Below are 25,215 nucleotides of genomic sequence, written 5' to 3' on the forward strand. Positions count from 1 at the left end.
GATGAGTCCTGTGGAACGACAGCGGTGGGACGTGATCGTGGTCGGCGCCGGTGGCGCCGGGCTGCGCGCGGCGATCGAGGCGCGGCGCCGGGGCGCCCGTACCGCGGTGATCTGCAAGTCCCTCTTCGGCAAGGCCCACACGGTGATGGCCGAGGGCGGCATCGCCGCCTCCATGGCCAACGCCAATCCCCACGACAGCTGGCAGGTGCACTTCCGCGACACCATGCGCGGCGGGAAGTTCCTCAACCAGTGGCGGATGGCGGAGCTGCACGCGCGGGAGGCGCCCGAGCGGGTGTGGGAGCTGGAGACCTGGGGCGCGCTCTTCGACCGGACGCCCGACGGGCGCATCTCGCAGCGCAACTTCGGCGGCCACGAGTACCCGCGCCTGGCGCACGTCGGCGACCGGACCGGGCTCGAACTGATCCGCACCCTCCAGCAGAAGATCGTCTCCCTCCAGCAGGAGGACTTCCGGGAGACCGGGGAGTACGAGTCCCGGCTGAAGGTCTTCCAGGAGTGCACGGTCACCCGGGTCCTCAAGGACGCTGCCGGGGAGCGGGTCGGCGGCGTCTTCTGTTACGAGCGGGAGACCGGCCGCTTCTTCGTCCTGGAGGCGCCTTCGGTGGTCCTCGCGACCGGCGGGATCGGCAAGTCCTTCAAGGTGACGTCCAACTCCTGGGAGTACACGGGCGACGGGCACGCGCTCGCGCTCCTCGCGGGGGCGCCGCTGGTCAACATGGAGTTCGTGCAGTTCCACCCGACCGGGATGGTCTGGCCGCCGTCGGTGAAGGGCATCCTCGTCACCGAGTCGGTGCGCGGCGACGGCGGGGTGCTCAGGAACTCCGAGGGCCGCCGCTTCATGTTCGACTACGTCCCCGAGGTCTTCAAGGAGAAGTACGCGCAGTCGGAGGAGGAGGGCGACCGCTGGTACGAGGACCCCGAGCACAACCGCCGCCCGCCCGAGCTGCTGCCGCGCGACGAGGTGGCCCGCGCGATCAACTCCGAGGTCAAGGCGGGGCGGGGCTCCCCGCACGGCGGGGTCTTCCTCGACGTGTCGACCCGGATGCCGGCGGAGGTGATCCGGCGCCGGCTGCCCTCGATGTACCACCAGTTCAAGGAGCTGGCGGACGTCGACATCACGGCCGAGGCGATGGAGGTCGGGCCGACCTGCCACTACGTGATGGGCGGGGTGGCCGTCGACTCCGAGTCGGCGGCGACGGTCGGCGTCCCGGGTCTGTTCGCGGCCGGTGAGGTCGCGGGCGGGATGCACGGCTCCAACCGGCTTGGCGGCAACTCGCTGTCGGACCTGCTGGTGTTCGGCCGCCGGGCGGGGCTGCACGCGGCGGAACACGCGGCGGAGCACGCGACGGAGTACGCGTCGGAGGGCGGCGCGGGCCAGGTGTCCGAGGAGGCCGTGACCGCGGCGCGGGCCGAGGCCCTGGCCCCCTTCGATGGAGCCGCCGGGACCGGCGCGACGGCCGCGGAGAACCCGTACACCCTCCATCAGGAGCTCCAGCAGACGATGAACGACCTCGTCGGGATCATCCGCCGGGAGGGCGAGATGGCCGAGGCGCTGGAGCGGATCGCGGAGCTGCGCGAGCGCGCCGACCGGGTCGCCGTGGAGGGCCACCGGCAGTTCAACCCCGGCTGGCACCTGGCCCTGGACCTGCGGAACATGCTGCTGGTCTCCGAGTGCGTGGCGCGGGCGGCCCTGGAGCGCACCGAGAGCAGGGGCGGCCACACCCGCGAGGACCACCCGGCGATGGACCGCTCCTGGCGCCCGGTGAACCTGCTGTGCCGGACGGCGGACCGCGGGATCGCCCTGGAACGGGTGGGCACCGAACCGATCAGGGCCGATCTCCTGGCGCTCTTCGAGCGGGCGGAGCTGGCCAAGTACCTGTCAGCGGAGGAGCTGGAGTCATGAGCACGTACCAGGCCCGCTTCCGGATCTGGCGGGGCGACGCGGACGGCGGTGACCTCACCGACTACACCGTGGAGGTGCACGACGGCGAGGTGGTCCTCGACATCGTGCACCGCCTCCAGGCCACCCAGGCCCCGGACCTCGCCGTGCGGTGGAACTGCAAGGCCGGCAAGTGCGGCTCCTGCTCGGCCGAGATCAACGGGCGGCCGCGGCTGATGTGCATGACCCGGATGTCGGTCTTCACGCGCGAGGAGACCATCACGGTGACCCCGATGCGCGCCTTCCCCGTCGTCCGCGACCTGGTCACGGACGTCTCCTTCAACTATGCGAAGGCACGGGAGATCCCGGCCTTCGTCCCGCCTCCCGGGCTCGCCCCGGGCGAGTACCGGATGCGGCAGGAGGACGTCGAGCGCTCGCAGGAGTTCCGCAAGTGCATCGAGTGCTTCCTGTGCCAGGACACCTGCCATGTCGTCCGCGACCACGAGGAGAACAAGGCCGCCTTCGCGGGGCCCCGCTTCCTCATGCGGATCGCCGAACTCGACATGCACCCCCTCGACGCCGCCGAGGAGACCGGCCTGGACCGCCGCCGCACCGCCCAGGACGAGCACGGCCTCGGCTACTGCAACATCACCAAGTGCTGCACGGAGGTGTGCCCCGAATCCATCCGGATCACGGACAACGCGCTGATCCCGATGAAGGAACGGGTGGTGGACCGGAAGTACGACCCGGTGGTGTGGCTGGGGAGCCGGATCCGGCGCAGGAAGGCGTAGGGCACCGGCTAGCGCAGGCGTAGGGCACCGGCCACGGCGCCCGGGGCGGCCCGGTCGCGGCGGGTGCGGACCGGACATAGCCTCGCTCCTGTGACGCGAACAGCCAGCCGAGCCCTGCTCGCGGCGCTGGTGGCGGTGGTGTGGCTGCTCGTGCCCGCCGTCCCCGGCGCCCGCGCCGACGACCCGGTCACGCTGGAGCGGGAGGGGCAGATCACCGACCGGGTGGGAGCGCTGGGCGACCGGCGGCCCGAGGTGGTGCGGGCCCTCGACGCGCTCTACGAGGCCCGCCGGGTGCAGCTCTTCGTCGTGTACGTACGGGACTTCTCCGGCCGCCCGGCCCAGGGCTGGGCCGACGCCACCGCCGAGCGCAACGGTCTCGGCCGCGACGACGTCCTGCTCGCCGTCGCCACCCACGACCGGCGGTACGGCTACTCCGCCGACCCCGACTCGCGCTTCACGCAGGCCCAGCTCGACGACGTGGCCAGGACCGCGATCGAGCCCGCCCTGCGGCAGAACGACTGGGCGGGCGCGGCGATCGGCGCCGCGAACGGCTACGCCGCCGTCCTCGCCGGACAGCCGGTGCCCACCCCGGCGGTCACCCCGGGCCCCGCCGACCCCGGCACCGGCTCCACCGGCTCCACCTCCGCGAGCGACCTCGTCCTGCCCGTCGTCCTGGTCGGCGGCGCAGGCGCGGTGGCGGCGTACGCGTACAGCAGGCGCCGCCGCAAGGCGGGCCCCCGCACGCCGCCGCCCGGCGCCGCCCCGGGCTGGGGCCCGCCGAAGGCGCCCGCCGGGCCGACCCTGGAGGAGCTGGACGGCCAGGCGCGGCAGGCGCTGGTCGCCACCGACGACGCCGTCCGCACCAGCACCGAGGAGCTCGGCTTCGCGACCGCCCAGTTCGGCGACGAGGCGGCCGAGCCGTTCACCGCGGCCGTCCGGTACGCCGAGGGCGAGCTGACGGCCGCGTTCCGGCTGCGCCAGCAGCTCGACGACGCGTTCCCGGAGGACGACGCCACCCGCCGCTCGATGCTGGAGGAGATCCTGCGGCGCTGCGCCGACGTGAACGCCCGGCTCGACGCCGAGTCCGAGGACTTCGACCGGCTGCGCGCCCTGGAGCACAACGCCCCGGCGGCCCTGGCGGCCGTCGAGGCGGCGTTCCGTGAGCAGACCGGCCGGATGGGCACGGCGCAGGCGGCGCTCGCCGCGATGCGCGAGCGGTACACCGAGTCCGCCGCGGCCCCGGTCTCCGGCGACGTCGAGCAGGCCAAGGACCGGCTCGTCTTCGCCACCGCCACCGTCAACCAGGCCCGGCAGCACCTCGACGCGGGCGACAACGGCGCCGCCGCCGTGCAGATCCGGGCCGCCGAGGGCGCCGTGGACCAGGCGGCCCGGCTGATCGAGGCGGTGGACCGGCGGGCCAAGGAGCTGGCGGAGGCGGTCGGCGGGCTGCCGGGCGCGCTCGCCGAGACCGAGGCCGACCTGGCCGACGCCCGCGGACTGCTCCAGGGCACGGCCCAGGACGTGCCGACGGCGGACCTGCGTGGCCGGATCGGCCGGGCCGAGTCCGTACTCGCCGATGTGCGCGCGGCCGTGGACTCGGGGCGGTACGACCCGATCGACGCGCTGCGCCGGGTCGAACAGGCGGACGCCGCCCTCGACGAGGCCCTGGAGGGGGCCAGGGAGCGCGAGTCGGGCACCCGGCGCGCCCGGGCCCTGCTCGACCAGGCCCTGCTGACGGCCCGGTCCGCGATCGGCGCGGCCGGCGACTACGTGACGACGCACCGGGGCGCGGTCGGCGCCGAGGCCCGCACCCGGCTGGCCGAGGCCCAGCGGCGACTGGACCGGGCGGCCGGGCTCGCCGAGGGCGACCCGGTGACCGCCCTGTCCGAGGCGTCCCAGGCGGACGCGCTGGCCCGGCGGGCGCAGGAGCTGGCCGAGCGGGACGTCCGGACGTACGGGAACCCGGACGGGCTCGGCGGGGCCACGGGGGCGGGCGGGGCCGGCGGCATCGGCGGCAGCGGGCTCGGCGGCGCGGTGCTCGGCGGCATCATCCTCGGCGGACTGTTCGGCGGCGGCCGGGGCGGGGGCGGGCACGGCGGGGCCGGGCACGGCGGGGGGTTCGGGGGCGGCGGCTTCGGCGGCGGCCCCGGCAGCTTCGGCGGCGGGGGCACCCGCGGCCGGCTGGGCGGCGGCGGCCGCTTCTGACCGCGCGCTCGCGCGTCCCCCCTGTTGTCCCATCCCAAGGAGACCGACCATGAGCAAGCAGACCATCCTGGGCCGGGTCGCCCAGCTCGCGAAGGCCAACATCAACGCGCTCCTCGACCAGGCCGAGGATCCGCAGAAGATGCTGGACCAGCTGATCCGCGACTACGCGAGCAACATCGCGGAGGCGGAGGAGGCGGTCGCCGCGACCATCGGCAATCTGCGGCTGATGGAGCAGGACCACCAGGAGGACGTGGACGCGGCGAAGGAGTGGGGCGGCAAGGCGCTGGCGGCCAGCCGCAAGGGGGACGAGCTGCGCGCGGGCGGGCAGGCGGCCGAGGCGGACCGCTTCGACAATCTGGCGAAGGTGGCGCTGGGCCGCCAGCTCCAGTCGGAGAAGGAGGCGCGGACGGCGGAGCCGACGATCGCCGCGCAGACCGAGGTGGTGGCGAAGCTCAAGAGCGGGCTCACGCAGATGAAGGCCAAGCTGGGCGAGCTCCAGGCCAAGCGGGACGAGCTGGTCGCGCGGGCGAAGTCGGCGCAGGCGCAGAACCGGATGATGGACGCGGTGAAGAGCGTCGACGTGCTCGACCCGACGAGCGAGCTGAACCGCTTCGAGGACAAGGTCCGGCGCGAGGAGGCGAGGGCCCAGGGCAAGCAGGAGCTCGCGGCCTCCTCCCTGGACGCGCAGTTCGAGCAGTTGGACGCGCTCGGCGACCAGGCCGAGATCGAGGCCCGGCTCGCGGCCCTGAAGGGCTGAGCCGGGCCCGGTGGCCGGCCGGTCAGAACATGCTGAGCAGCTGGTCCACCGTCGGCTCGGCGAGGCCGTCGCCGTCCGGCAGCGCCAGCTCGAACCAGACGGTCTTGCCGCGCGGGGTGCGGCGCGAGCCCCAGCCGGCGCTGAGCAGTCCGACCAGCTGGAGCCCGCGGCCGCCCTCGTCGGTGTCCTTGGCCCGGCGGCGCCGGGGCTGGACCAGGCCCGCGTCCCACACCTCGCAGACCAGGGTCCGGTCGCGCAGCAGCCGCACCCTGATCTCCCCCTCGCCGTAGCGCAGGGCGTTGGTGACGAGCTCGCTGACGAGCAGTTCGACGGTGTCCACCAGGGGTTCGAGCTCCCAGGCGGTCAGCTGGGCGCGGGCCAGCTCGCGGGCGCGGCCGACGGAGCGGGGCTCCCTGGGCAGCCGCCAGTCGCCGACGGCCTCGGCGGGCAGTCCCTGGATACGGGCCATCAGGAGCGCGATGTCGTCCTCGCCGTGCCGGGTGTCGAGGGTGCTGAGGACGTGGTCGCAGACGTCCTCCAGGGGCCGGCCGGGGTCGCTGAGGGCGCTGCGGAACGCGCTCAGGCCCTCGTCGAGCGGATGGTCGCGGGATTCGACGAGCCCGTCGGTGTAGAGGGCGAGCAGCGCGCCCTCGGGGAGCTCGACCTCGACCTCCTCGAAAGGCTCGCCGCCGACGCCCAGCGGCATCCCGGGCGGTACGTCGAGCAGCAGGGCCTCCTCGCCGGGTTCGACGAGCACGGGCGGCAGGTGGCCCGCGTTGGCGAAGGTGCAGCGCCGGGTGACCGGGTCGTAGACGGCGTACACGCAGGTGGCGAGGTAGACCTCGGAGAGTTCGGGGCCGCGTGCCTTGTGCGCGCGGGCGGACTGCTGGGCGCCGCCGGGGGCGCCGAGGCCGCGGGCGATCTCGTCGAGGTGGGACAGCACCTCGGCGGGTTCGAGGTCGAGCTGGGCCAGGGTGCGGACGGCGGTGCGCAGTTCGCCCATGGCGACGGCGGCGCGCAGGCCGCGGCCCATGACGTCGCCGACGACCAGGGCGGTGCGGTGGCCGGGCAGCTGGATCACGTCGAACCAGTCGCCGCCGACCTCGGTGGCGGTGGTGCCGGGGAGGTAGCGGCAGGCGATGTCGAGGCCGGCCGCCTCGGGGTCGCCGGGCGGCAGCAGGCTGCGCTGGAGGATGAGGGCCCGCTCGTGCTCGCGCCGGTAGAGGCGGGCGTTGTCGATGCAGACGGCGGCGCGGGCGGCCAGCTCGACGGCGAGGGCCCGGTCCCGCTCGCCGAAGGGTTCGCTGCCCCTGGCGCGGGAGAACTGCACGAGTCCGACGACGGTGTCGTGGGCGACCATCGGGACGACGAGGGTGGACTGGACGAGGCTGCCGTCCGCGCCGGGGACGGTGCGGATCCGGCCGGCGCGCAGGGCGTCGGCGCACGGCGAGTTGAACGGGTAGCGGTGGACGGAGCCGACCTCGATCGGGCCGTCGTCGCAGCAGATCTCCCGGTCCGCCCCGGCGGTCCGGGCGGCGGTGTCGTCCCCGGCGGCCCGCGGTCTGCCGATCTGGACGCGCCGGTCGGAGACGGCGCTGGCGACGGCGACCCTGCGCAGTTCGGCGCTGCCGGCGCCGTAGCCGACGTCGTGGGGGCTGCCCATGCGGCCGGGCGGGGCCTCGTCCCCGGTGAGCAGGCCCTGGTAGAGGTCGACGGCGGCGAGGTCGCAGAAGCCGGGGACGGCGACGTCGAGCAGCTCGCGGGCGGTGGCCTCCAGGTCGAGGGTGGTGCCGATGCGGGCGCCGGCCTCGTTGAGCAGGGCGAGGTTGCGGCGGGCGCTGGCGGCCTCGCGGGCCGCGTTGTGCCGGCGGGTGACGTCGATGCCGAGGCCGGCGACGCCGACGGGGCGGCCGGAGCCGCTGTGCACGCGGTAGAGGTTGATCGACCACTGGCGCCGGTCGGTGGAGCCGGGGGCGGCGCCGACGATCTGGAGGTCGGCGACGGACTCCCCGGTCTCCAGGACCCTGCGCAGCGCGTCGGTCATCCGGTCGGCCTCGGCGCGGGGCAGGTAGTCGTGGACGGTGCGGCCGCGGTGGTCGTCGGCGGAGCCGCCGAAGACGGTGGCGAAGCGCCGGTTGGCCCGCTTGACCGTCAGGTCGGTGCCGAAGAGGAGAAAGCCGAACGGGGATTGGCCGAAAATGGCCTGCGAGGCGGCCAGGTCGGTCTCGATCCTGCGCAGCGCGCGCACATCCACGACGATGCAGAGGGCGGCCCGTTCACCGGACTCGGTCTCGCTCGGCATCACGTACATCTCGGCGATGCCGTGCGGGCGGTCCTCCCCCGGCATGCGGAACGGGACCAGGCCCGTCCACTCCTTGCCGTCGAGGATCTCCCTGACCCTGCGATGGCCGCGCTCACGCAGGTCGGCGGGCATGAACGCCTCGACCGGATCCTTGCCCCTGGCGTCCTCGGCGGTCACGCCGAACAGCTCGACGGCCCGTCTGCTCCATTGGTCGACGAGCCCGTCGGGGCCTATCGAGAAGGACGCGACCCGGATGTAGTCGTAGATCGACCCGGGCGGGCTGCTCTGCCACACGACACCGCTCGGCGTCTCAGGTATCTCGCTCACGCGACCGTCCCCTCCAGCTCACCGCACCGGACCGGCCATGACCGCAGTATTCAGCACCATGGCCCCCGTCGGCACGACGTTCACGATCACAGGGTGGTCTCGTTCGTCTCCGGCCGAGGCCCGCTGATCGTCGTCCCACCTTCTTTACTCACCAGGCAGGGCCAGCTCGAACCACACGGTTTTCCCCGTCCTGCCCGCGCGGGTGCCCCAGCGACGTGCGGAACAAGCCACGAGCTGGAGTCCGCGCCCCCCCTCGTCCTCGGGTCCCGCGGGGCGCTCGGTGGGTCCATCCGGAAGCGGATCGGAGACCTCCACGAGGAGCGCGGGACCGTGTCCTGGGCCGGTTCCGTCGGGCCCGAGCCGGACGAGACGGACGCCGATGGGCCCCGACGCGTACCGCAGGGAGTTGGTCACCAGCTCGCTGACCAGCAGGATCGTCACGTCACCGATCACCGAATCGAGCTGCCAGGCCCTCAGGGTGTCCCGCACCGCGTGGCGGGCCGTGCGCACGGCGTTGGCCTCCGCCGGAAAGTGCCACTCGGCGCAGTCGCCTTCGGTGTCGATCACGAGGCCCACGTCCTATTTCGGGGGGTTAATCAGCACATACCCGATATTCGGAGTGGGATATCGCGCCGGGCGGCCGCCTGGGCGCACGGTGGCACGAACGGCGTAGGGCTCAGTCGCGCGCGCCCTCGGCGGGGATCGCGGGCAGCAGCCGGGCCGCCTCGGCGACGGCGGGCCGGTCCTGGTCGAGCCAGTCGACGGAGTCCAGCTCATGGCGGGCCAGCCAGCGCAGGTCGTCGTGGTCCTCCAGCGGGCGCGGCTCGCCGGAGAGCAGGCGGGCGGTCCACACCCGCAGCACGTAGCCGGGCTTCAGCGGCCATTCGCCGGGGATCCGCTCGCCCGGCTCGGTCTCGACGCCCAGCTCCTCACGGAGCTCCCTGACCAGGGCCTCCTCCGGGCTCTCGCCCGGCTCCACCTTGCCGCCGGGCAGCTCCCAGCGGCCGGCGAGCTCGGCGGGGGCGCTGCGGCGGGCGGCGAGCAGCCGCCCCCGGTCGCAGAGCGCCCCGGCCACGACGACCACGGGGGCGGGGGTAGGGGCGGCGGGACGGGCGGGGCGTTCGGTCATGGGGCGGAGCGTAACCCGGTCAGAGCGCGGGCTCGCCGATCCGCTCGACCCAGTAGAGCTGCTTGTGACCTCGGTCGTCGAGACTGTCGGCGATCCGCTGGGCCTCGGCCTCCGTCGCGTACCGACCGACGCGGTAGCGGTTGCCGTTGTCGTCCTGCCGTATGACCAGCCAGGGAAGGACGGGGCCGCTGTCGCTCATCGCGCTTCTCCCTCCGCCGGGCCGGGCATCTCTGACGATCTCCAGGAAATCGCAATCCGCATATGCCGGAGCTTACGCCTGACCCTTACACAGCGGATACGGGTTTTCACGAAGAGACATCTATCTGGCCAGTAACCGGCGGAGGGCGGCCGGTGGTCATGCCATGGGCGCCGCCTACCGCACGGGCAGGTGGTAGTTGATCCGGTAGCGGTCGGCGGGCACGACGACGTCGGCGGTCTCGACCGCCCGCCCGGAGGCGTAGTACGTCCGCTCGACCACCATCACCACATGGCCGGGGACGCCGCCGAGGGTCAGCAGCTCCTCCGCGAGGCCGGGGCGGGCGCCGACCTCCTCCACCACGTTGTCCACGACCACGTCGATCGCGGCCATCCGCTCGACCACCCCGCAGCCGCCCAGCGGCCCCTCCTCGGGCAGCATCACCGGCGTGCGGCCGGTGACGGAGAGCGGCTCCCAGGAGGTGGAGAGCATCATCGGCTCGCCCGCGTCCCGGTAGACGTACCGCGTGCGCATCACCCGCTCCCCTGGCGCGATGCCGAGCCGGGCGGCGGTCTCGGCGCTCGCCGGCTCCTGCTCGCTGGTCGACTCCCAGGTGCCGCGCGCCCCCTCGGCGGCCTGCTCCTGCCGGAAGGGGGTGGCGCCGGCGGCCGGCCGGTAGCCGGAGCGGGCGATGGGGCGGGGCACGGGCCGCTCGCGCACATAGGTCCCCGAGCCCGAACGCCCCTCGACCAGGCCCTCGGCCATCAGGACCTTGCGCGCCTCCAGCGCGACGGTGTCCGACACCCCGTACTCCTCGCGGATGCGCGCCTGGGAGGGGAGCCGGGTGTGCGGGGGAAGCGAGCCGTTGGCGATCTTCTCCCGCAGATCGCTCGCCACACGTAGATAGGCCGGCTGCTCACCGAACGTCACTGGACACTCCCCTCAGGTTGACTTACAGCTACAGAGTGACAACCGAGGGTGCGCGACCGCAAGCATGGGCCAAGGATTCACTCGAAGTGATGACATGCCTTTACGCAGGCGCTTACCGCGGGTATAGCAACCGAACTCCCGTCGGAATCCTTGACGTTGATGGTCCAGACCAATAGTTTCCGCCCCATGCGTCGCAGAAGCCTTTCCCGGATGTCCGTCGCCGCCGTCTCCCTCGGCCTGCTCGCCGCCCTCGCCCCCGCAGCGGGCGCGGCCCCCACGCACGAGAAGCCCGCCAAGCCCGCGTACAAGCGCGTCGGCTACTTCACCCAATGGGGCGTCTACGGGCGGAACTTCCAGGTCAAGGACCTGGAGACCAGCGGCACCGCCGCCAAGCTGAGCCACATCAACTACGCCTTCGGCAATGTGAGCGCCGAGGGCAAGTGCTTCACCGGGAACGTCCCCGGCGAGGCCGACCCCTGGGCCGACTACGTGCGCCCGATCGACGCGGCGGGATCCGTCGACGGCGTCGCCGACACCCCGGACCAGCCGCTGGCCGGCAACTTCAACCAGCTGCGCGAGCTCAAGGCCGCGCACCCCGGCCTCAAGGTCATGATCTCGCTGGGCGGTTGGGGCTGGTCCACCCACTTCTCGGACGCGGCCCGCACCCCCGCCTCCCGCAAGGCGCTCGTCGCCTCCTGCGTCGACCTCTACATCAAGGGCAACCTGCCCGTCGACGGCGCCCGGGGCGGCGCGGGAGCCGCCGCCGGTCTCTTCGACGGCATCGACATCGACTGGGAGTGGCCCGGCTCCGCGGGCGACACCGACACCGTCTTCCGGCCGGAGGACAAGCCCAACTTCACCGCTCTGGTACGGGAGTTCCGCACCCAGCTCGACGCGTACGCGAAGACCGAGCGGAAGCGGAAGCACTATGAGCTCTCGGCGTTCGTGCCGACCGCGCCCGCCAAGATCGACGCGGGCTTCGAGGTCCCGAAGATCATGCGCGACCTCGACTTCGTCAACCTCCAGGGCTACGACTTCCACGGCAGCTGGGAGTCGACCACGGCCCAGCAGTCCGCGCTCTTCGCCCCCGAGGGCGACTTCAGCGTCGACCAGACCGTGAACGACTGGCTGCGGCGCGGCGCGCCCGCCCGCAAGCTGGTGGTCGGCATGCCGTTCTACGGCCAGGGCTGGACCGGTGTCACCGGCGGCGGCAACGGCCTCGGCAAGCCCGCGACCGGCCCCGCCGCCGGCACCTGGGGCGCGGGATCCGAGGACTACGAGGCTCTGAAGAAGCTGGCCGCATCGGGGGCGTCCACCGTCCACCGGGACCGCCGCAACGGCCACGCCTGGCTCTTCGACGGCACGACCCTGTGGACGTACGACGACCCGCAGGTCCTGCGGACCAAGTCGGCGTACGTACGGGCCAGGGGGCTCGGCGGCGCGATGTTCTGGTCGCTGGACGGGGACACCCCGGACGGCGAGCTGATCAGCGCGGTGAACGGTGTGCTGGGCGGCCGCCGCTGAGATCCCTGAGATCCCTAGGGGACAGCTAGCAGGAAGGGGCCCGGTCTCGTGCGAGACCGGGCCCCTACCTACGGGTGCGGGCGGCCGTCAGACCTTCTCGCTGTCGTGGACGCGGGTGGCGGCGAGGCCGAGCGCCCGGCGGGCCTCGGACTCGATCGTCGGGTCGAGCGCGTCGTAGGCCTTGTCGTACTCCGCCCAGAACGTCTCGGCGTCCGTGGCCTCGGCCAGCTTCCGCCACTTCTTCCCGGCGGCGTCCAGCTTCCCCGCCAGCTCGGTCACGGACGGGGTCGCCGTGGAGGGCCAGCCGCGGGTGCGCAGCCCCTGGCTCTCCCTCGTGACCGTCGACAGGACCTCCCGGGCCCAGGTCTTGTTGCCCGCGAGGTCGGCGTCGACGTCCTCCTCGGGCTCCTTCATCACGGCGGCGTCGATCGCGTTGACGGCCAGCAGGAAGGCGTGCTGGTCGGCGTTCAGGGTAAGCCCGTCCCGGCGCAGGGAGCCGGAGAAGCGCTTCTTGTCGGTGCCGTAGGTGCAGGTCACCGTGCGGTCGCCGCCCTTCCAGGAGAGGCTGCTCGGCAGGTAGTAGTAGGTCCAGACGTCGTCCGGGACGGCCCACTTGTCCAGCGTGTACGCGTCGTTGATCTGCTGGCAGCGCTCCTCGGCGAGGCCGTCGAGGGCCTTCTCGCCGGGCCACTTGTCATGGCCGGTGATCTTGAAGTTGCCGGTGACCTCGCCCTCGTGGGGCTTCGCGCAGTCGACGATGTCGACGGACGCGGTGTACGACTCCATCGCGCCGGGCACATTGAAGCACTCGCCCTTGCGCAGCGAGAGGGCCGACTTGGAGGAGCCCGCCTCGTCCATGCCCCTCTTGAAGCCCTCCCAGAACGAGTTGAAGCCGCCGGTGGCGAAGCCGAGGGCGATCAGGAGGCAGCTCACCGCCGACAGGGATATGCCCGCGATGGCGAAGCCCTTGCCCTTCTGTCCCTTCTTCTTGATCTGCGGCAGGGCGACCAGACCGAGGATCAGGCCGAGGGGCGGCAGACAGCAGACGATGCCGGAGACGAAGGAGGCGACGGCCAGACCGTTGGTGCCGGGCCGGGGCTCCCCGTACGGGCCGACGCCGCCGGGCCCCTGAGGACCGTAGGGGCCGTAGGGCGTGTAGGGCCCCGGAGCGTTGTACGGCCCGGGGGCACCGTACGGCCCGGGCGCGGGCGGTCCGGGCAAGGGCGGCCCGGCGGGCGGTCCGGCGGGGGGCGGGGTCGGGGTCCCCGGGGCCGGAGAATCCTGGGGCGGCTGGGACGGGTCCACGAGTACGGTGCTCCTGATCGGGACGGCGGGGACGGCGGCGACGACGGTGACGGCCGCGTCGACTGCGACGGCCGCGACAGACACGGCACGGGCAATCGAACGGGCGCGCGCATCGTACGTGGTCCGGGGGACGGGGGCGATATGCGGGGCGGAACGGTACGGGCGGTCAACCGGATGACGGCGCGCTGGGCGGCGGCCCTGCCGCCGGGCGCCGGCACCGTCCTGTCGGCGGCGGGCGTCTGGCCCCTGCTGGCCCCTCTCGCGGACGGCGCCGCCGGAGCCGCCCGGGCCGAACTCGCCGACGCGCTCGGCCTGCCGGCGGAGGAGGCCGCCGGGGCGGCCCGCGAACTGGCCGCCGGACTCGGCGCGATCCCCGGGGTGGCCTCGGCCACCGGCCTGTGGGCCCGCGCGGACCTGCCGCTGCGCGACTCCTGGGTGGCGGGCCTGCCCGACGCGGCGCTCGGCCGGCTCACCGGCGACCCCGAGGCCGACCGGAAGACGCTGGACACCTGGGCGGCCGAGCGCACCGGCGGCCTGGTCCCGGCGCTGCCGGTCGCCCTGGACGAGGAGACGCCGTTCGTCCTCGCCTCGGCCCAGACGGTGCGGACGGCCTGGACCGAGCCGTTCTGGTCCCGCACGACCCGGATGGCGAGCGGCCCCTGGTCGGGCCGGAGGGTGATGTGGCTGCACCGCTCCACGCCCGCGCTCGACGACGCCGCCCTCGCCGAGACCGAGGCCGGTCCGCTCACGGTGCTCCGGGTGCGCGGCGACACCGGCGTCGACGTCCACCTCCTGCTGGGCGAGCCGGCGGCCGCGTCCGGCGCCGTCCTGCGCGCCGGGATCGACGTCCTGGAGGGCCGCGCCCCCGCCGTCCCCGGCGACCGGCTCCCGGCCGGCTCCCCGGGCCCGGGCCTGGAGGTCCGCACCGTGCGCCGCACGACGCCCGACCCGCGCCTCGTGGCGTCGGTCCCGGCCTTCGCGCTCTCCGCCGGGCACGACCTGCTGGCGCACCACGGGCTGTTCGGCCTGACCACCGCGCGGGACACCGGCCACGGGCACTTCCCCGGTGTCGCCGACGCCCCGCTGGCGATCGGGCAGGGCCGGCAGGCGGCGACGGCGGAGTTCACGGCGCGGGGCTTCGAGGCGGCGACGGCGACGGCCTTCGGCGCGGTCGGCGCGGGTGCGCCGCCCTCCCCGTACACGGTCAGGATCGTCGTCGTGGAGCTCGACCGCCCCTTCGGCTTCCTGGCCGTCCACCGCGCCTCGGGGCTGGTCCTGACGGCGGGCTGGGTGGCGCTGCCGGACAGCCGGGAGGCGGCCGCCGGATCCCGGCGACCGCCCCTCACCCGCTCGTGAGCCGCGTCAGACCTCGCGTCAGAACTGCAGCGCCCAGGAGTCGATCTTTCCGGTGTCGGCGGCCGCGTTGTCCGTGACCCGCAGCTTCCAGGTCCCGTTGGCGACCTCGGAGGAGGCGTTGACGGTGTAGGTGGTGTTGATGTTGTCCGCGCTGCCGCCGGTGCCGAAGGCCTTCAGGGTGTACGCCGAGCCGTCGGGGGCGATCAGCTGGACCTGGAGGTCACCGATGTAGGTGTGCACGATGTTCACCGGCACCTGGAGGGCGGCCGGGGCGTTGCCCGTGACGCCGCTGACGGTGACCGGGGACTCGACGGTCGTGTTGTCGTTGATCGCGTAGTCCGCGGTGTTCTCGAACTTCGGGCCGGGCGGCGTGGTGGTGCCGCCGCCCACGAACAGCAGCCGGTTCGGCGAGCCGGTGCCGGGGCTGGTGACGACGTTCGGGGTCGCGGCGCTCGTCAGCGCCGTGGCGACCTGCGCCGGGGTGGACGTCGGGTTGGCGCCCAGGTAGAGGGCGGCGGCGCCGACCACGTGCGGGGTCGCCATCGACGTACCCGAGATGGTGTTGGTCGCCGAGTCGCTGGTGTTCCAGGACGAGGTGATGGACGAGCCGGGGGCGAACAGGTCGAGTCCCGCGCCGTAGTTGGAGTAGCTGGCCTTGGCGTCGGTCGAGGTGGTGGCGCCGACCGTGATGGCCTCGGCGACCCGGGCGGGCGAGTGGTTGGCCGCGTTGTCGGTCTCGTTGCCCGCGGCGACGCCGTAGGTGACGCCGGAGGCTATGGAGCGGCGCACCGCGTCGTCGAGGACGGTGTCGACCCCGCCGCCGAGGCTCATGTTGGCGACGGCCGGCTTGACCGCGTTCGCCGTCACCCAGTCGATGCCCGCGACGACCTGGTCGGTGGTGCCGGAACCGGAGTTGTCGAGGACCCGGACGCCGACGATCTTCGCCTTCTTGGCGACGCCGTACGACGCGCCCGCGACGGTGCCGGCGACGTGCGTGCCGTGGCCGTGCCCGTCCTGGGCGGTGTTGTCGTTGTCGATGGCGTCGTAGCCGTAGGAGGCGCGCCCGCCGAAGTCGCCGTGGGTGATGCGTACGCCGGTGTCGATGATGTACGCCGTGACGCCCTGGCCCGCGCTGTCCGGGTACGTGTAGCTCTGGTTGAGCGGGAGGGCCTTCTGGTCGATCCGGTCGAGACCCCAGGACGGCGGGGAGGGCTGGGTGGCGTCGATGTGGAAGACGCGGTTCTGGCTGACGGTCTCGACGGCCGGGTCGGCGGCCAGCTTCCTGGCCTGCGCCTCGGAGAGCTCGACGGCGTAGCCGTTGAGGGCCGCGGTGTACGTGCGCTTGATCTTCGCGCCGAACTTCGCCGCGACCGCCCGGCCCCGCGCGGTCTCCGCCTGGGCGGCGGACTCGCGGAGGGTGACGATGTAGCTGTTGGCCACGGTGCCCTCGGCCCCGGCGTTCAGGATGACGCCTTCGGGCGCGGATCCGGCCGCGGTGGCCGGGACGGCGGAGAGGGAGCCGAGCGCCAGGGCGGCGACGGCGATGGCGCTCGCGGCGGCCAGCCTGCGCCTGGAATCACGCATCACGGACATGTGAGGGGTCCTCCTCATTGGTGGTGCGCTGCGATGTGGGGGGTGCACGGCAGGGGCATGACAAACAACGGCCGAAGGAGGCCGTCCGTGGGTCGTGCCGGGGTGCCGACCGAAAATTTGCCTGATCCATACGCAACGCACAAGAGCGCATGACGCCACGCCACACGCGCGTCACACCGCTGCCATGCTGGCGCCCATGAGCGACTACGTGTGCCCCCGCTGCCGGGTCCGCGCCCCTGGAACCGCCCTCACCTGGTGTTGTCCGCGGTGCCGCGGCCCGTGGGACCTGGAGTTCACCGGAGCACCGGTGTCCCTCGCGTCCCTCACGTCACGTGTGAATTCATTGTGGCGTTACGAGGAGGTCCTGCCCCTCGCGACCGAACCGCCCCAGGCGCCCCACGTCACCCTCGGCGAGGGCCGCACGCCCCTGGTCCCGCTCACCGGCACCGAAGGCGCCACAGCAGGCGGCACCGTCTCGGCCAAACTCGACTTCCTCATGCCGACCCTGTCCTTCAAGGACCGGGGCGCCGTGATGCTCGCCGAACTCGCCCGCCGCCTCGGTCCCGACACCGTGATCGCCGACAGCAGCGGCAACGCGGGCACGGCCGTCGCCGCGTACTGCGCCCGCGCCGGACTCGACTGCGCCGTGTACGTCCCCGAGGGGACCTCCGCCAAGAAGCTGGAGCAGATCCGCGCCCACGGCGCCCGTACCGTCGTCGTCCCCGGCGACCGCGAGGCCACCGCCCGGGCCGCCCGCGCGGCGGCCGACGCGCCCGGGGTCTTCTACGCCTCGCACGTGTACAACCCGCACTTCCTGCACGGCACGAAGACCTATGTCTACGAGCTCTGGGAGGAGCTCGGCGGCCTGCTCCCCGACACCCTCTTCCTGCCCGTCGGCAACGGGACCCTGCTGCTCGGCGCGGCCCTCGCCGTCGAGGAGCTGTACGGCCACGGGCTGATCGAGCGGCGCCCCGCCCTCGTCGCCGTCCAGGCCGAGGCCGTCTCCCCGCTGGCCGCCGCCTTCCACGCGGGCGCCGAGGAGCCGGCCGGACCGGCCGTCGTGCGCCCCACCCTCGCGGAGGGCATCGCCATCCCCGCGCCGCCGAGGGCCGCCCAGATCCTGCGCGCGGTACGGGCCTCCGGCGGCACCTTCCGCACCGTGACGGAGGAGCAGATCCGCGCCGCGCAGCTCGACCTCGCCCGCCGCGGGCTGTACGTCGAGCCGACCGGCGTCGCCTGCTGGGCGGCCGTCCGCGCCGCCGCCGAACGCCCCGGCAGCACGGTCCTGCCGCTGTGCGGGGCGGGGGCGAAGACGGGGCTCGCCGCCTGAGGCCCTTGCGGGGCCCCGGGCGGGGACCGGTCAGAACTCGTCGGCGCCGTTGCGGAGCTCGTACGTCCAGTAGCCGGTCTTCGCGACGGCCTCGTCGACGGCCAGGCCGCCCGCCGGGGCCTTGACGACGACGCTGCCCTCGGCCGGGTCGGTGCCCGCGAAGAGGTTCACGTTGAAGCTGGTGACGACCTTGTTGTCCTCGTGCGCGCCGCCCAGCGCGATCCGCACGTTGGCGTACGCGGGCGCGCCCGGCTGGAGGACGACCGGGGCGGCGGGCTTGCTCTTGGCGACGGCCGGGACGTCCTTGGCGGTCTGGATCGGGCCGAAGGCGATCAGCGGGTAGCCGTCGAGGCGGCAGGCCTTGCCCGAGGTGTTGGTGGCGGTGAGGGTGATGTGCTCGGTGGGCGTCTCGTCGGCCTTGGCCGCCGTGATCTTCACATCGTTGTAGGCGCAGGCCTTGGCCGAGGACTTGGAGGCGGCGGCGGTCTTCGCGGTGCCCCCGCCGGTCGAACCACCGGTCGAACCGCCGGTCGAGCCGCCCGCCGTGGAGCCGCCGGTGGAGCCGCCCGTCGAGGACGCGCCCTTCGTGGAGGCGCCGGTGGTGCTGCCCCCGGTGCCGCCGGCCGTGCCGCCCGCCTGACCCTGGGACTGGGCGGCGGCGCCCTCGTCGCGGCTTCCGGCGTCGCCGCCGCCACAGGCGCTGAGGCCGAGCGAGAGGACGGCGGCGGCGGTGACGGCGAGGACGGTGTTCTGACGCTTGGTACGCATGGTGGAGCTCCCCCGTTGAACAGAAGGTCGGTCGGTCCGCCGGCACCGCGTTCGATGCCGACACCATCTACCTTCCCGCCCGGTCCTGCCGTCCCGCTTGCGTACCGCTAACGCCCCGCTGCCGCCTCCTGGGCGAGCCCGCGGGCCGCGGCCGAGACGTCCGCGAGCAGGGCGTCGATGTCGTCCTCGGTGGTCGTCGGGTTGAGGAAGACCAGCTTCAGATGCACCCGCGGGGTGCCGTCCGGGCCGGCGATCTTCGTACGGGCGAGCAGGGCGCGGCCGTCCGTCATCAGCCTGCGGCGCACCGCCGCGTTCCAGGCGCTCTCGTCGTCCACCGGGCTCCCTTCGGCGGGCGCGCAGCGGAAGATGACGGTGCTGAGCAGCGGGTCCGCGACGAGCTCAAGGCCGTCGGTCGCGGCGATCCGGCGCGCGGCGTAGCGGGCCTGCTCGTGGCAGGCGTCCACCCAGGCGCCCATGCCCTCGCGGCCGACGGTGAGCAGCGTGGCGGCCATCTTGAGGGCGTCGGAGCGGCGGGTGGTCTGGAGCGAGGTGCCGAGCAGGGCGGTGAAGCCGAGGGCCTCGTCGTCGGACGGGTTGAGGTAGACGGCCTGCTCGTCGAGGCACTCCATGTGCCGCCGGTCGCGCACCACGACCACGCTCGAAGAGGCCGGCACCCAGCCGAACTTGTGCAGGTCGAAGGCGACCGAGTCGGCCCGGCCGAGACCGTCCAGGAGCGGGGCGAGGCTCGGCGAGAACAGCGCGCCGATGCCGTACGCGGCGTCCACGTGCAGCCAGATCCCGAACTCGGCCGCCAGATCGGCCAGTTCGGGCAGCGGGTCGAAGGAGCCGTGGTCGGTGGTGCCGGCCGTGGCGACGATCGCGACGGGCACCTCGTCGGGCGCGAAGCCCTCGACGATCCGGCGGGCCTCGTCGGCGAGCATCCGGCCCCGGTCGTCCACCGGCACCTTGACCACCGAGGAGCGGCCGAGGCCGAGGAATCCGGCGGCGCGGGCGACCGAGAAGTGCGCGGCGGCGGAGCACAGGACGCGGGGGCGGACCGCCCGGCCCGCGAGCCCGGTCGCCGACACCTCGCCGCTGTCCTTGAGCGCGCGGTCCCGGCTGAAGAGCAGGCCCATCAGGTTGGAGATGGAGCCGCCGGGCGTCAGGGTGCCGCCCGCCTCCGGGCCGAAGCCGACCCAGGAGGCCATCTCCGCGATGAGCCGCCGCTCCAGTTCGAGCGCGAAGGGGCCGCTCTCCCAGGCGTGCAGCGACTGGTTGAGGGAGGCGGCGAGCAGCTCGGCGGCGGCGGAGGCGGCCGTCGGGGCGCACTGCATCCGGGCCACGGCCGAGGGGTGCGTGAGGTCGACGGACCAGCGCGCGTACGCCTCGAACAGCTCCGTCACCCGCTCGGCGCTCGGCTCCTCGGCGAGAAAACGCCCCCCGCCCAGCACCTCCCCCACCGCGGCCACCGCCGCCTCAGGCCCGCCGGGCGCGACCGGGCCACCGCGCTTGAGGGCGGCGTCACCGAGGGCGCCGAGCGCCGTGTCCAGAAGACTCCTGAGCTGCTCCAGGCCCTCGGGACGACCCGCGAGGGCTGCGTTGCTGCCGGTGGAGATCATGACTTGTCGGTTCCTTCGGTGAGGGTGGGAGGAGCGGGAGGGACGTGCTCGGGTGGCGGGGAGGCCTGCGCCTTACGCGAGCCCCGGATGACGCCGATCGAGGCCACGACGACCGCGACCAGGCCCGCCACCTGGGCCGGGGAGAGCGTCTCGCTCAGCACCGCCAGGGCGACCAGGGCGCCGATCGCCGGCTCCAGGCTGAGCAGCACCCCGAAGACCGTGGCGGAGACCCGGCGCAGGGTCTCCATCTCGCAGGTGTACGGGACGAGGGAGGACAGCATCGCGACACCGAAGCCGAACGCCAGCACCTCGGGCCTGGCCAGCGCGTCCGCGCCCTCGGCCAGCCCGGCCGGCAGGGAGCAGAGCGTGCCGAAGGCCATGGCGAGCGCGAGCCCGCCGCCGCCCGGCAGCACCTTGCCGACCCTGGCCGACAGCGGCACGTACGAGCCCCAGAAGACGGCGCAGGCCAGCGCGATCAGCAGGCCGGTGAGCCCGGCCGCGCCGCCCTGCCAGCCGAGCAGCGCGATGCCGAGCGCGGCGAGCACGATCCACAGCCGGTCGGCGGCGCGGCGCGAGGCGAAGCCCGCGACGGCGAGCGGGCCCGCCATCCCGACGGTCAGCGCCACGCCGACCGGCATCCGGGCCATGGCCAGGTAGAAGCAGATGTTCATGCCCGCGATGGCCACGCCGAGCGCCGCCACCGCGCCCGCCGTACGCCGGTCCAGGCGCATGGAGGGCCGCCACCACAGCAGCAGGACCAGGGCCGAGAAGCCGAGCCGCATCAGGGTGACCGTCGCCGGTCCCACCGTGCCGAACAGCTGCTTGGCGAAGGCCGCGCCCAGCTGGGTGCTGACCATGCCGATGAGCATGAGCACCGGCGCGGGGACCACGCCGAGGCCGAGGCCCCGGCGGGCGGCCGGGCCCGCCGGGGTTCCGCTGCTCACGCCCGCAGGCGCGCTCGTTCCGATGTCGACACTCATGGCGTCAGCAGCACCTTGCCGGTGGTGCCACGGCCTTCGAGCAGCTCGTGGGCCTTCGCCGCGTCGGCCAGCGGCAGCCGCGCCCGCACCTCGGGGCGGACGACGCCCTGGGCCACGTAACGGAACAGCTCGGCCGCCGCCGCCCGCAGCGAGGCCGCGTCCGGCACGTGGTCGGCGAGGGTCGGGCGGGTGAGGTAGAGCGAGCCCGAGGTGCGCAGCAGCTCCACGTCGAAGGGCGGTACGGGGCCGCTGGAGAGCCCGCAGACGACGAGGGAGCCCCGGCGGCGCAGCGCCTTGACGCTGGTCTCGAAGGTGGCGGCGCCGACCGAGTCGTAGACCACGTGCGCGCCCTCGCCGCCGGTGAGTCCGCGTACGGCCGCCGCGAAGTCCTCGTAGGGGACGGCGTGGTGGGCGCCGGCCGCGAGCGCGGTCGCGCGCTTCTCCTCGGTGGAGGCCACGGCGACGACGGTGGCGCCCCGGTGGGCGGCGAGCTGCACGAGCAGCTGGCCCAGGCCGCCGGCGGCGGCGAGGACGACGACGGTCTCGCCGGCCGCGATCGGGTGGGTGGTGTGGCTGAGGTAGTGCGCGGCCAGGCCCTGGAGCAGCACGGCGGCCGCGTCGTCCAGGGTGACGCTCTCGGGGACGGAGACCAGCTTGGCCGCCGGGACGGCGGTGAACTCGGCGTAGGCGCCGAGCTGGGTGGCGTAGGCGACCCGGTCGCCCGGGGTGATCTCGTCGACGCCCTCGCCGACGGCGGTCACGATGCCGGCGGCCTCCTGGCCGGGGACGAGCGGGTAGGCGGCGGGGTAGGTGCCGTTGCGGTAGTAGACGTCGATGAAGTTGAGGCCGATGGCGGCGTTGCGGACGACGACCTGGCCGGGGAGGGCGGCCGGTTCGGGCAGCTCGGCGGGGGTGAGGGCGGAGGGGGCACCGGCCTCGGTGACATGGACGGCTCGCATCGGATCAGTTCCTCGGTTCGGTGAGCACGGGGGCGGGGACGGGGGCGGCGGGGACGGGGGCGGCGGGGGCGGCAGCGGCCGGGGGCCGCTCCTCCTCCTGGAACACATGGCGGAAGTGGTTGATGTCGCCGGTCAGTCCGCGCATCAGCGCGTCCAGGGCCGGGTCCGGGCCGTCCACCGCGTGCAGCAGCTCGGTGTTGCGGGCCACGTGGGCGGCGGAGAACGGCAGCGCGCCGGTGGACAGGTAGCGGATGGCGCCCGAGCGGTCGCGGCGCGGGATCAGGTCGGAGCGGGCGTACCGGCTGGCGCTGAACGGGATGTCGAGCCGGCCCTCGGCGAAGGCCTCGACGACCGCGCCGATCAGGTCGGGCCGGGCCAGCAGCGGCTCGACGAGGTCGGCGACCTCCGCGAGGATCCACTCCAGCTCCTGGGCGACCTGCCCCTCGTCGACCCGGATGAAGTCCAGCAGCGGCGAGTTGGCGCGGTCGGCGAGCCGCAGGCCCTCCACGTTGGCGGCGGTGTCGGGGATCCCGTACGCCTCCTGGTGGGTCTTGGTGATCAGCTTGGAGGCGCCGCCGAGGCGGGCGACCAGGGCGCCGTAGAAGATGAGGTCCTCGGCGTTGCCCCGGTCGCGCGGGAAGACGCCCATGAACTCGTGGAGCACCGCGTGGACGGTGACGTCGGCCGGCAGGTAGCGCTCGGCGAGCACGGCGATGGCGCGCAGGGCCGCGACGTCCTGGGCGAGGTGGCCGCCCTGCGGGTAGGCGACGGAGACGCAGCGCACCCCGGCCCGGGCGGCGAGCACCGCCTCCAGGACGCTGATGGCGAGGCTGATCGACGGCGGCACGAGCACGGCGGTGAGCGTGCCGAACAGCTCCCGGTCGACGACCACGCCGTGCTCGGCGAGCTCGCCGCAGCGCCGGTCCACGTCCTGCCAGGCGCCGAGCGACTCGGCGAGCGGCACCGCCTTCGAGTAGGGCAGGTTGTACGAGATGCCGCCGCCCTCGAAGGAGGTGATGCCGGAGGCCACGGAGACGTCGAACAGGGTGCGGGCATCCGGCGAGCCGTGCCGGATCTCCAGCGGCGCCGCGACCAGCTCGTTGAGCTCGCGGCCGCGCCGCCAGCCGTGCGCCACCATCGGGTAGCCGTTGAGGTCGCCGGGGCGCAGGTTGAGGGTGCGCAGCGCCTCCTCGAAGCGCAGCAGCCGGGTGTGCGAGTCGATGGTCAGGGTCAGGATGTCGGGCGAGGCCTCGGCCTCCAGGGTCGCGAGGAGCGCCTTCATCTCCTCGTGCCCGCCGACGCCGCAGCGGGGCTGGATGGCCACCCGGCCCTGCGCGCGGCAGCGGTCGAGGACCTCGGCCGCGGTGGGCTTGCCGAGGGCGCGGATGTACGCGGCGGACTCGGCCGGCGTGGGCAGCGGGGCCGCCGCCAGGTCGGGGTGCGGGGCGGTGCCCCGGGCCGGGAGCGAGGTCAGGCTCATGACGCCGCCCTTCCGGACGTGACGGCCGTGCGCTCCCGCTCGGCGCGCAACGCGTCGAGCAGGCCCGGCAGTTCGGAGGGGTCGGAGAGGATGTGGTCGACCCCGGCCGCGTACAGACGCTCGTGCGAGGAGCCGTCCTTGTGGCTGCCGACGGACAGGTTGCCGCCGACTATCACCGGGCAGCCGATCCGGCCGGACTGCTTGGCCCGGTCGAGGCCGCGCAGGTCCTCGTGGACGTGCCCGTTGAGGCTGCCGATGACGACGGCCTCGGCCTCGGGGTGCTTGGCGCACGCCTCGGCGAACTCGTCGACGGGGGTGCAGGTGCCGAGGTTGACGACGTCGAAGCCGAGGCCGCGCAGCGAGTAGGCGATGAGGTGGTTGGCGACGGCGTGGCTGTCGCTGGCGGCGACGCCGAGGATGACCGTACGAGCCGCTTGTTCCTGGTGGGAGGTGGTTCGCATCGATGGGTTCCTGAGTCCGGAGGGAGGCGGTGGGTGGCGGGGGTGCGGCGGGACGGTCAGTCGTCGAAGGCGGCGAACAGCTCGCGCTTGCTGACCGACTTCAGGCGCTTCACGTCGAACTCCTCGGCGTCGGCCACGGCCAGCGAGTCGAAGACGTAGCTGATCGCGGGCACCAGGCCCCACACCTCGTGGTACGGCGGCCGGTTGGGGTCGCCGGCGGCGGCGGCCTCCTCGGCGTCCTGCTGGCGGGCGAAGATGTAGTTGGACCAGTCGGCGCTGCGCGGGTGGCGGTGGTGGTAGTCGTGGACGACCGTGTCGCCGGTGAGCACCAGGTAGCGGGAGGGGGCGTGCACGAACAGCATCCGCAGCGTCCAGCGGCCCCAGGCCAGGGCGCGCCGGGCGGCCGGCAGCTCGGGCGACGGGGCCCGGTCGCCGATGAAGATCGCGTTGGTGAGCGAGGTGAAGTAGGCGCGGCTGCGGCGGTCCTCCAGGCCCTTGACCGGGAAGGTGTGCTTCACGCACAGGCGCAGGGTGTTGCTGATCTGGAAGAGCGGGACCAGCGGCACGAACCAGACGACGAGCAGGGCCTGCCAGGTGCCGGTCAGGACGGTCGCGGCGACGGCCGTGCCGTACAGGGCGAGCGCGGTGACCTTCTCGCTGCGGGCCGACTCCTTGGAGAAGGAGAGGATCCGGGAGACGGAGAAGGCGAAGTGGAAGCGCGGCGAGACCAGCTTGAGCAGCAGCCGGCGCCACATCTGGCGGCGGGTCATGCCCGGGTGCATGTCCAGGCTGACCAGAAAGGCCTGGACGGTGGGGTCCTGGAGCGTCATGTGGCCGGTGGCGTGGTGGTCGGCGACGTGCTCACGGCTGTAGCGGGCGAAGTTCTGGATGACCAGCAGGCTCGATATCGCGTGGCCGATGGCCTTGTCGGGCTTTCGGCTCCGGTACATGTTCCGGTGCGAGCACTGGTGGTAGATCATCATCCGGAGGTTGCGCATCCCGTGCAGGGTCATCGCCCAGCCGGGCAGCAGCAACAGCAGGCCGAGGCCGCCGAGCGCGTACCCCGTGACGCTGACCGCGAGCCCGAGGAGCAGCGAGGCCGTCGCGGTCACCAGGTGGAAGGTGGGCGTCCAGCCGAGCGAGCGCTGCTGCGGCAGGGCCCGGCCGGTGAAGACCGTGAGCGGGTACTGGAGGAAGCCGGGCAGCGCGGCCATGCTCTGCCGGGGCTCCACGGCGGCGGGCGGCCGGGGCCGTGCCGGGGCGGTGCGGCGGGCGGCGGGCGCTTCCGGGTTGATCACGGACATGA

Annotated in this window: 21 protein-coding genes; 7 read left to right on the forward strand and 14 right to left on the reverse strand. The window is 73.8% G+C overall.

Annotated features, from left to right (window positions below; all coding sequences use genetic code 11):
* Position 1: 1 nt before the first annotated feature.
* From ABTZ54_RS29610 to ABTZ54_RS29625, 4 genes are all read left to right on the forward strand, one after another.
* Positions 2 to 1,921 carry a fumarate reductase/succinate dehydrogenase flavoprotein subunit gene (locus ABTZ54_RS29610; protein WP_351668958.1) on the forward strand — a complete coding sequence of 640 codons (1,920 nt, stop codon included), beginning with the start codon at positions 2 to 4 and terminating at the stop codon, positions 1,919 to 1,921.
* Entirely contained in the window at positions 1,918 to 2,688 is a 771-nt protein-coding gene (locus tag ABTZ54_RS29615; RefSeq protein ID WP_351668960.1) for a succinate dehydrogenase/fumarate reductase iron-sulfur subunit, read from the forward strand. The genes ABTZ54_RS29610 and ABTZ54_RS29615 overlap by 4 nt, the downstream gene beginning before the upstream one ends.
* A 90-nt stretch (positions 2,689 to 2,778) precedes the next feature.
* On the forward strand, positions 2,779 to 4,893 hold the full coding sequence (locus ABTZ54_RS29620) for a TPM domain-containing protein (protein ID WP_351668962.1): 2,115 nt from the start codon (positions 2,779 to 2,781) through the stop codon (positions 4,891 to 4,893).
* Between the two features lie 49 nt (positions 4,894 to 4,942).
* Positions 4,943 to 5,650 carry a PspA/IM30 family protein gene (locus tag ABTZ54_RS29625; protein WP_351668964.1) on the forward strand — a complete coding sequence of 236 codons (708 nt, stop codon included), beginning with the start codon at positions 4,943 to 4,945 and terminating at the stop codon, positions 5,648 to 5,650.
* A gap of 22 nt (positions 5,651 to 5,672) precedes the next feature.
* Here the strand turns inward: ABTZ54_RS29625 and ABTZ54_RS29630 are convergent, their stop codons facing one another.
* The 5 genes from ABTZ54_RS29630 to ABTZ54_RS29650 all read right to left on the reverse strand — a co-directional run bounded on the left by ABTZ54_RS29630 (position 5,673) and on the right by ABTZ54_RS29650 (position 10,534).
* The gene (locus ABTZ54_RS29630; RefSeq protein WP_351668966.1) at positions 5,673 to 8,279 is read right to left on the reverse strand and encodes a SpoIIE family protein phosphatase; all 2,607 of its coding nucleotides are present in this window, start codon (positions 8,277 to 8,279) and stop codon (positions 5,673 to 5,675) included.
* 144 nt (positions 8,280 to 8,423) lie between these two features.
* The gene (locus tag ABTZ54_RS29635) at positions 8,424 to 8,846 is read right to left on the reverse strand and encodes an ATP-binding protein (protein WP_351668968.1); all 423 of its coding nucleotides are present in this window, start codon (positions 8,844 to 8,846) and stop codon (positions 8,424 to 8,426) included.
* 109 nt (positions 8,847 to 8,955) lie between these two features.
* Positions 8,956 to 9,408 (reverse strand): (deoxy)nucleoside triphosphate pyrophosphohydrolase, encoded by a 453-nt coding sequence (locus tag ABTZ54_RS29640; RefSeq protein WP_351668970.1) that lies wholly within the window; start codon positions 9,406 to 9,408, stop codon positions 8,956 to 8,958.
* Positions 9,409 to 9,427: 19 nt separating this feature from the next.
* A complete protein-coding gene (locus tag ABTZ54_RS29645) occupies positions 9,428 to 9,607 on the reverse strand; it encodes an SPOR domain-containing protein (protein WP_351668972.1) in 180 nt (59 codons plus the stop codon).
* A gap of 174 nt (positions 9,608 to 9,781) precedes the next feature.
* Positions 9,782 to 10,534 carry a GntR family transcriptional regulator gene (locus tag ABTZ54_RS29650; protein WP_351668974.1) on the reverse strand — a complete coding sequence of 251 codons (753 nt, stop codon included), beginning with the start codon at positions 10,532 to 10,534 and terminating at the stop codon, positions 9,782 to 9,784.
* Positions 10,535 to 10,720: 186 nt separating this feature from the next.
* On the opposite strand from ABTZ54_RS29650, the gene ABTZ54_RS29655 reads away from it, so the two are divergent.
* A complete protein-coding gene (locus tag ABTZ54_RS29655; protein ID WP_351668976.1) occupies positions 10,721 to 12,058 on the forward strand; it encodes a glycoside hydrolase family 18 protein in 1,338 nt (445 codons plus the stop codon).
* Between the two features lie 87 nt (positions 12,059 to 12,145).
* On the opposite strand, the gene ABTZ54_RS29660 is transcribed toward ABTZ54_RS29655, so the two are convergent.
* Positions 12,146 to 13,447: a DUF4190 domain-containing protein gene (locus ABTZ54_RS29660; protein WP_351668978.1), complete on the reverse strand. Its 1,302-nt coding sequence runs from the start codon at positions 13,445 to 13,447 to the stop codon at positions 12,146 to 12,148.
* A 57-nt stretch (positions 13,448 to 13,504) separates the two neighbouring features.
* Between ABTZ54_RS29660 and ABTZ54_RS29665 the strand changes: the two genes are divergently transcribed.
* A complete protein-coding gene (locus ABTZ54_RS29665; RefSeq protein WP_351668979.1) occupies positions 13,505 to 14,719 on the forward strand; it encodes a serpin family protein in 1,215 nt (404 codons plus the stop codon).
* 18 nt (positions 14,720 to 14,737) lie between these two features.
* Here the strand turns inward: ABTZ54_RS29665 and ABTZ54_RS29670 are convergent, their stop codons facing one another.
* Positions 14,738 to 16,312: a S8 family peptidase gene (locus tag ABTZ54_RS29670; RefSeq protein WP_351668981.1), complete on the reverse strand. Its 1,575-nt coding sequence runs from the start codon at positions 16,310 to 16,312 to the stop codon at positions 14,738 to 14,740.
* Positions 16,313 to 16,496: 184 nt separating this feature from the next.
* Between ABTZ54_RS29670 and ABTZ54_RS29675 the strand changes: the two genes are divergently transcribed.
* A complete protein-coding gene (locus ABTZ54_RS29675; RefSeq protein ID WP_351668983.1) occupies positions 16,497 to 17,642 on the forward strand; it encodes a threonine synthase in 1,146 nt (381 codons plus the stop codon).
* A gap of 30 nt (positions 17,643 to 17,672) precedes the next feature.
* Here ABTZ54_RS29675 and ABTZ54_RS29680 read toward each other — a convergent pair whose 3' ends face one another.
* From ABTZ54_RS29680 to ABTZ54_RS29710, 7 genes are all read right to left on the reverse strand, one after another.
* Complete coding sequence (locus ABTZ54_RS29680) at positions 17,673 to 18,410, reverse strand: DUF4232 domain-containing protein (RefSeq protein ID WP_351668985.1); 738 nt, start codon at positions 18,408 to 18,410, stop codon at positions 17,673 to 17,675.
* Between the two features lie 107 nt (positions 18,411 to 18,517).
* Positions 18,518 to 20,029 carry a pyridoxal phosphate-dependent decarboxylase family protein gene (locus tag ABTZ54_RS29685; protein ID WP_351668987.1) on the reverse strand — a complete coding sequence of 504 codons (1,512 nt, stop codon included), beginning with the start codon at positions 20,027 to 20,029 and terminating at the stop codon, positions 18,518 to 18,520.
* Positions 20,026 to 21,009 (reverse strand): EamA family transporter, encoded by a 984-nt coding sequence (locus ABTZ54_RS29690; RefSeq protein WP_351668989.1) that lies wholly within the window; start codon positions 21,007 to 21,009, stop codon positions 20,026 to 20,028. The genes ABTZ54_RS29685 and ABTZ54_RS29690 overlap by 4 nt, the downstream gene beginning before the upstream one ends.
* Positions 21,006 to 21,968, reverse strand: coding sequence for a quinone oxidoreductase family protein (locus tag ABTZ54_RS29695; RefSeq protein ID WP_351668991.1), 963 nt, complete (start codon positions 21,966 to 21,968; stop codon positions 21,006 to 21,008). Before ABTZ54_RS29695 ends, ABTZ54_RS29690 begins: the two co-directional genes overlap by 4 nt.
* A 4-nt stretch (positions 21,969 to 21,972) precedes the next feature.
* Positions 21,973 to 23,448, reverse strand: coding sequence for a methylaspartate mutase (locus ABTZ54_RS29700; RefSeq protein WP_351668993.1), 1,476 nt, complete (start codon positions 23,446 to 23,448; stop codon positions 21,973 to 21,975).
* Positions 23,445 to 23,909 (reverse strand): cobalamin-dependent protein, encoded by a 465-nt coding sequence (locus tag ABTZ54_RS29705; protein WP_351668995.1) that lies wholly within the window; start codon positions 23,907 to 23,909, stop codon positions 23,445 to 23,447. The genes ABTZ54_RS29700 and ABTZ54_RS29705 overlap by 4 nt, the downstream gene beginning before the upstream one ends.
* 56 nt (positions 23,910 to 23,965) lie before the next feature.
* Positions 23,966 to 25,213, reverse strand: coding sequence for a fatty acid desaturase (locus ABTZ54_RS29710; protein ID WP_351668997.1), 1,248 nt, complete (start codon positions 25,211 to 25,213; stop codon positions 23,966 to 23,968).
* Between the last annotated feature and the right edge of the window lie 2 nt (positions 25,214 to 25,215).

This window comes from Streptomyces sp. NPDC094032, from assembly GCF_040303965.1.
GTDB lineage: Bacteria > Actinomycetota > Actinomycetes > Streptomycetales > Streptomycetaceae > Streptomyces.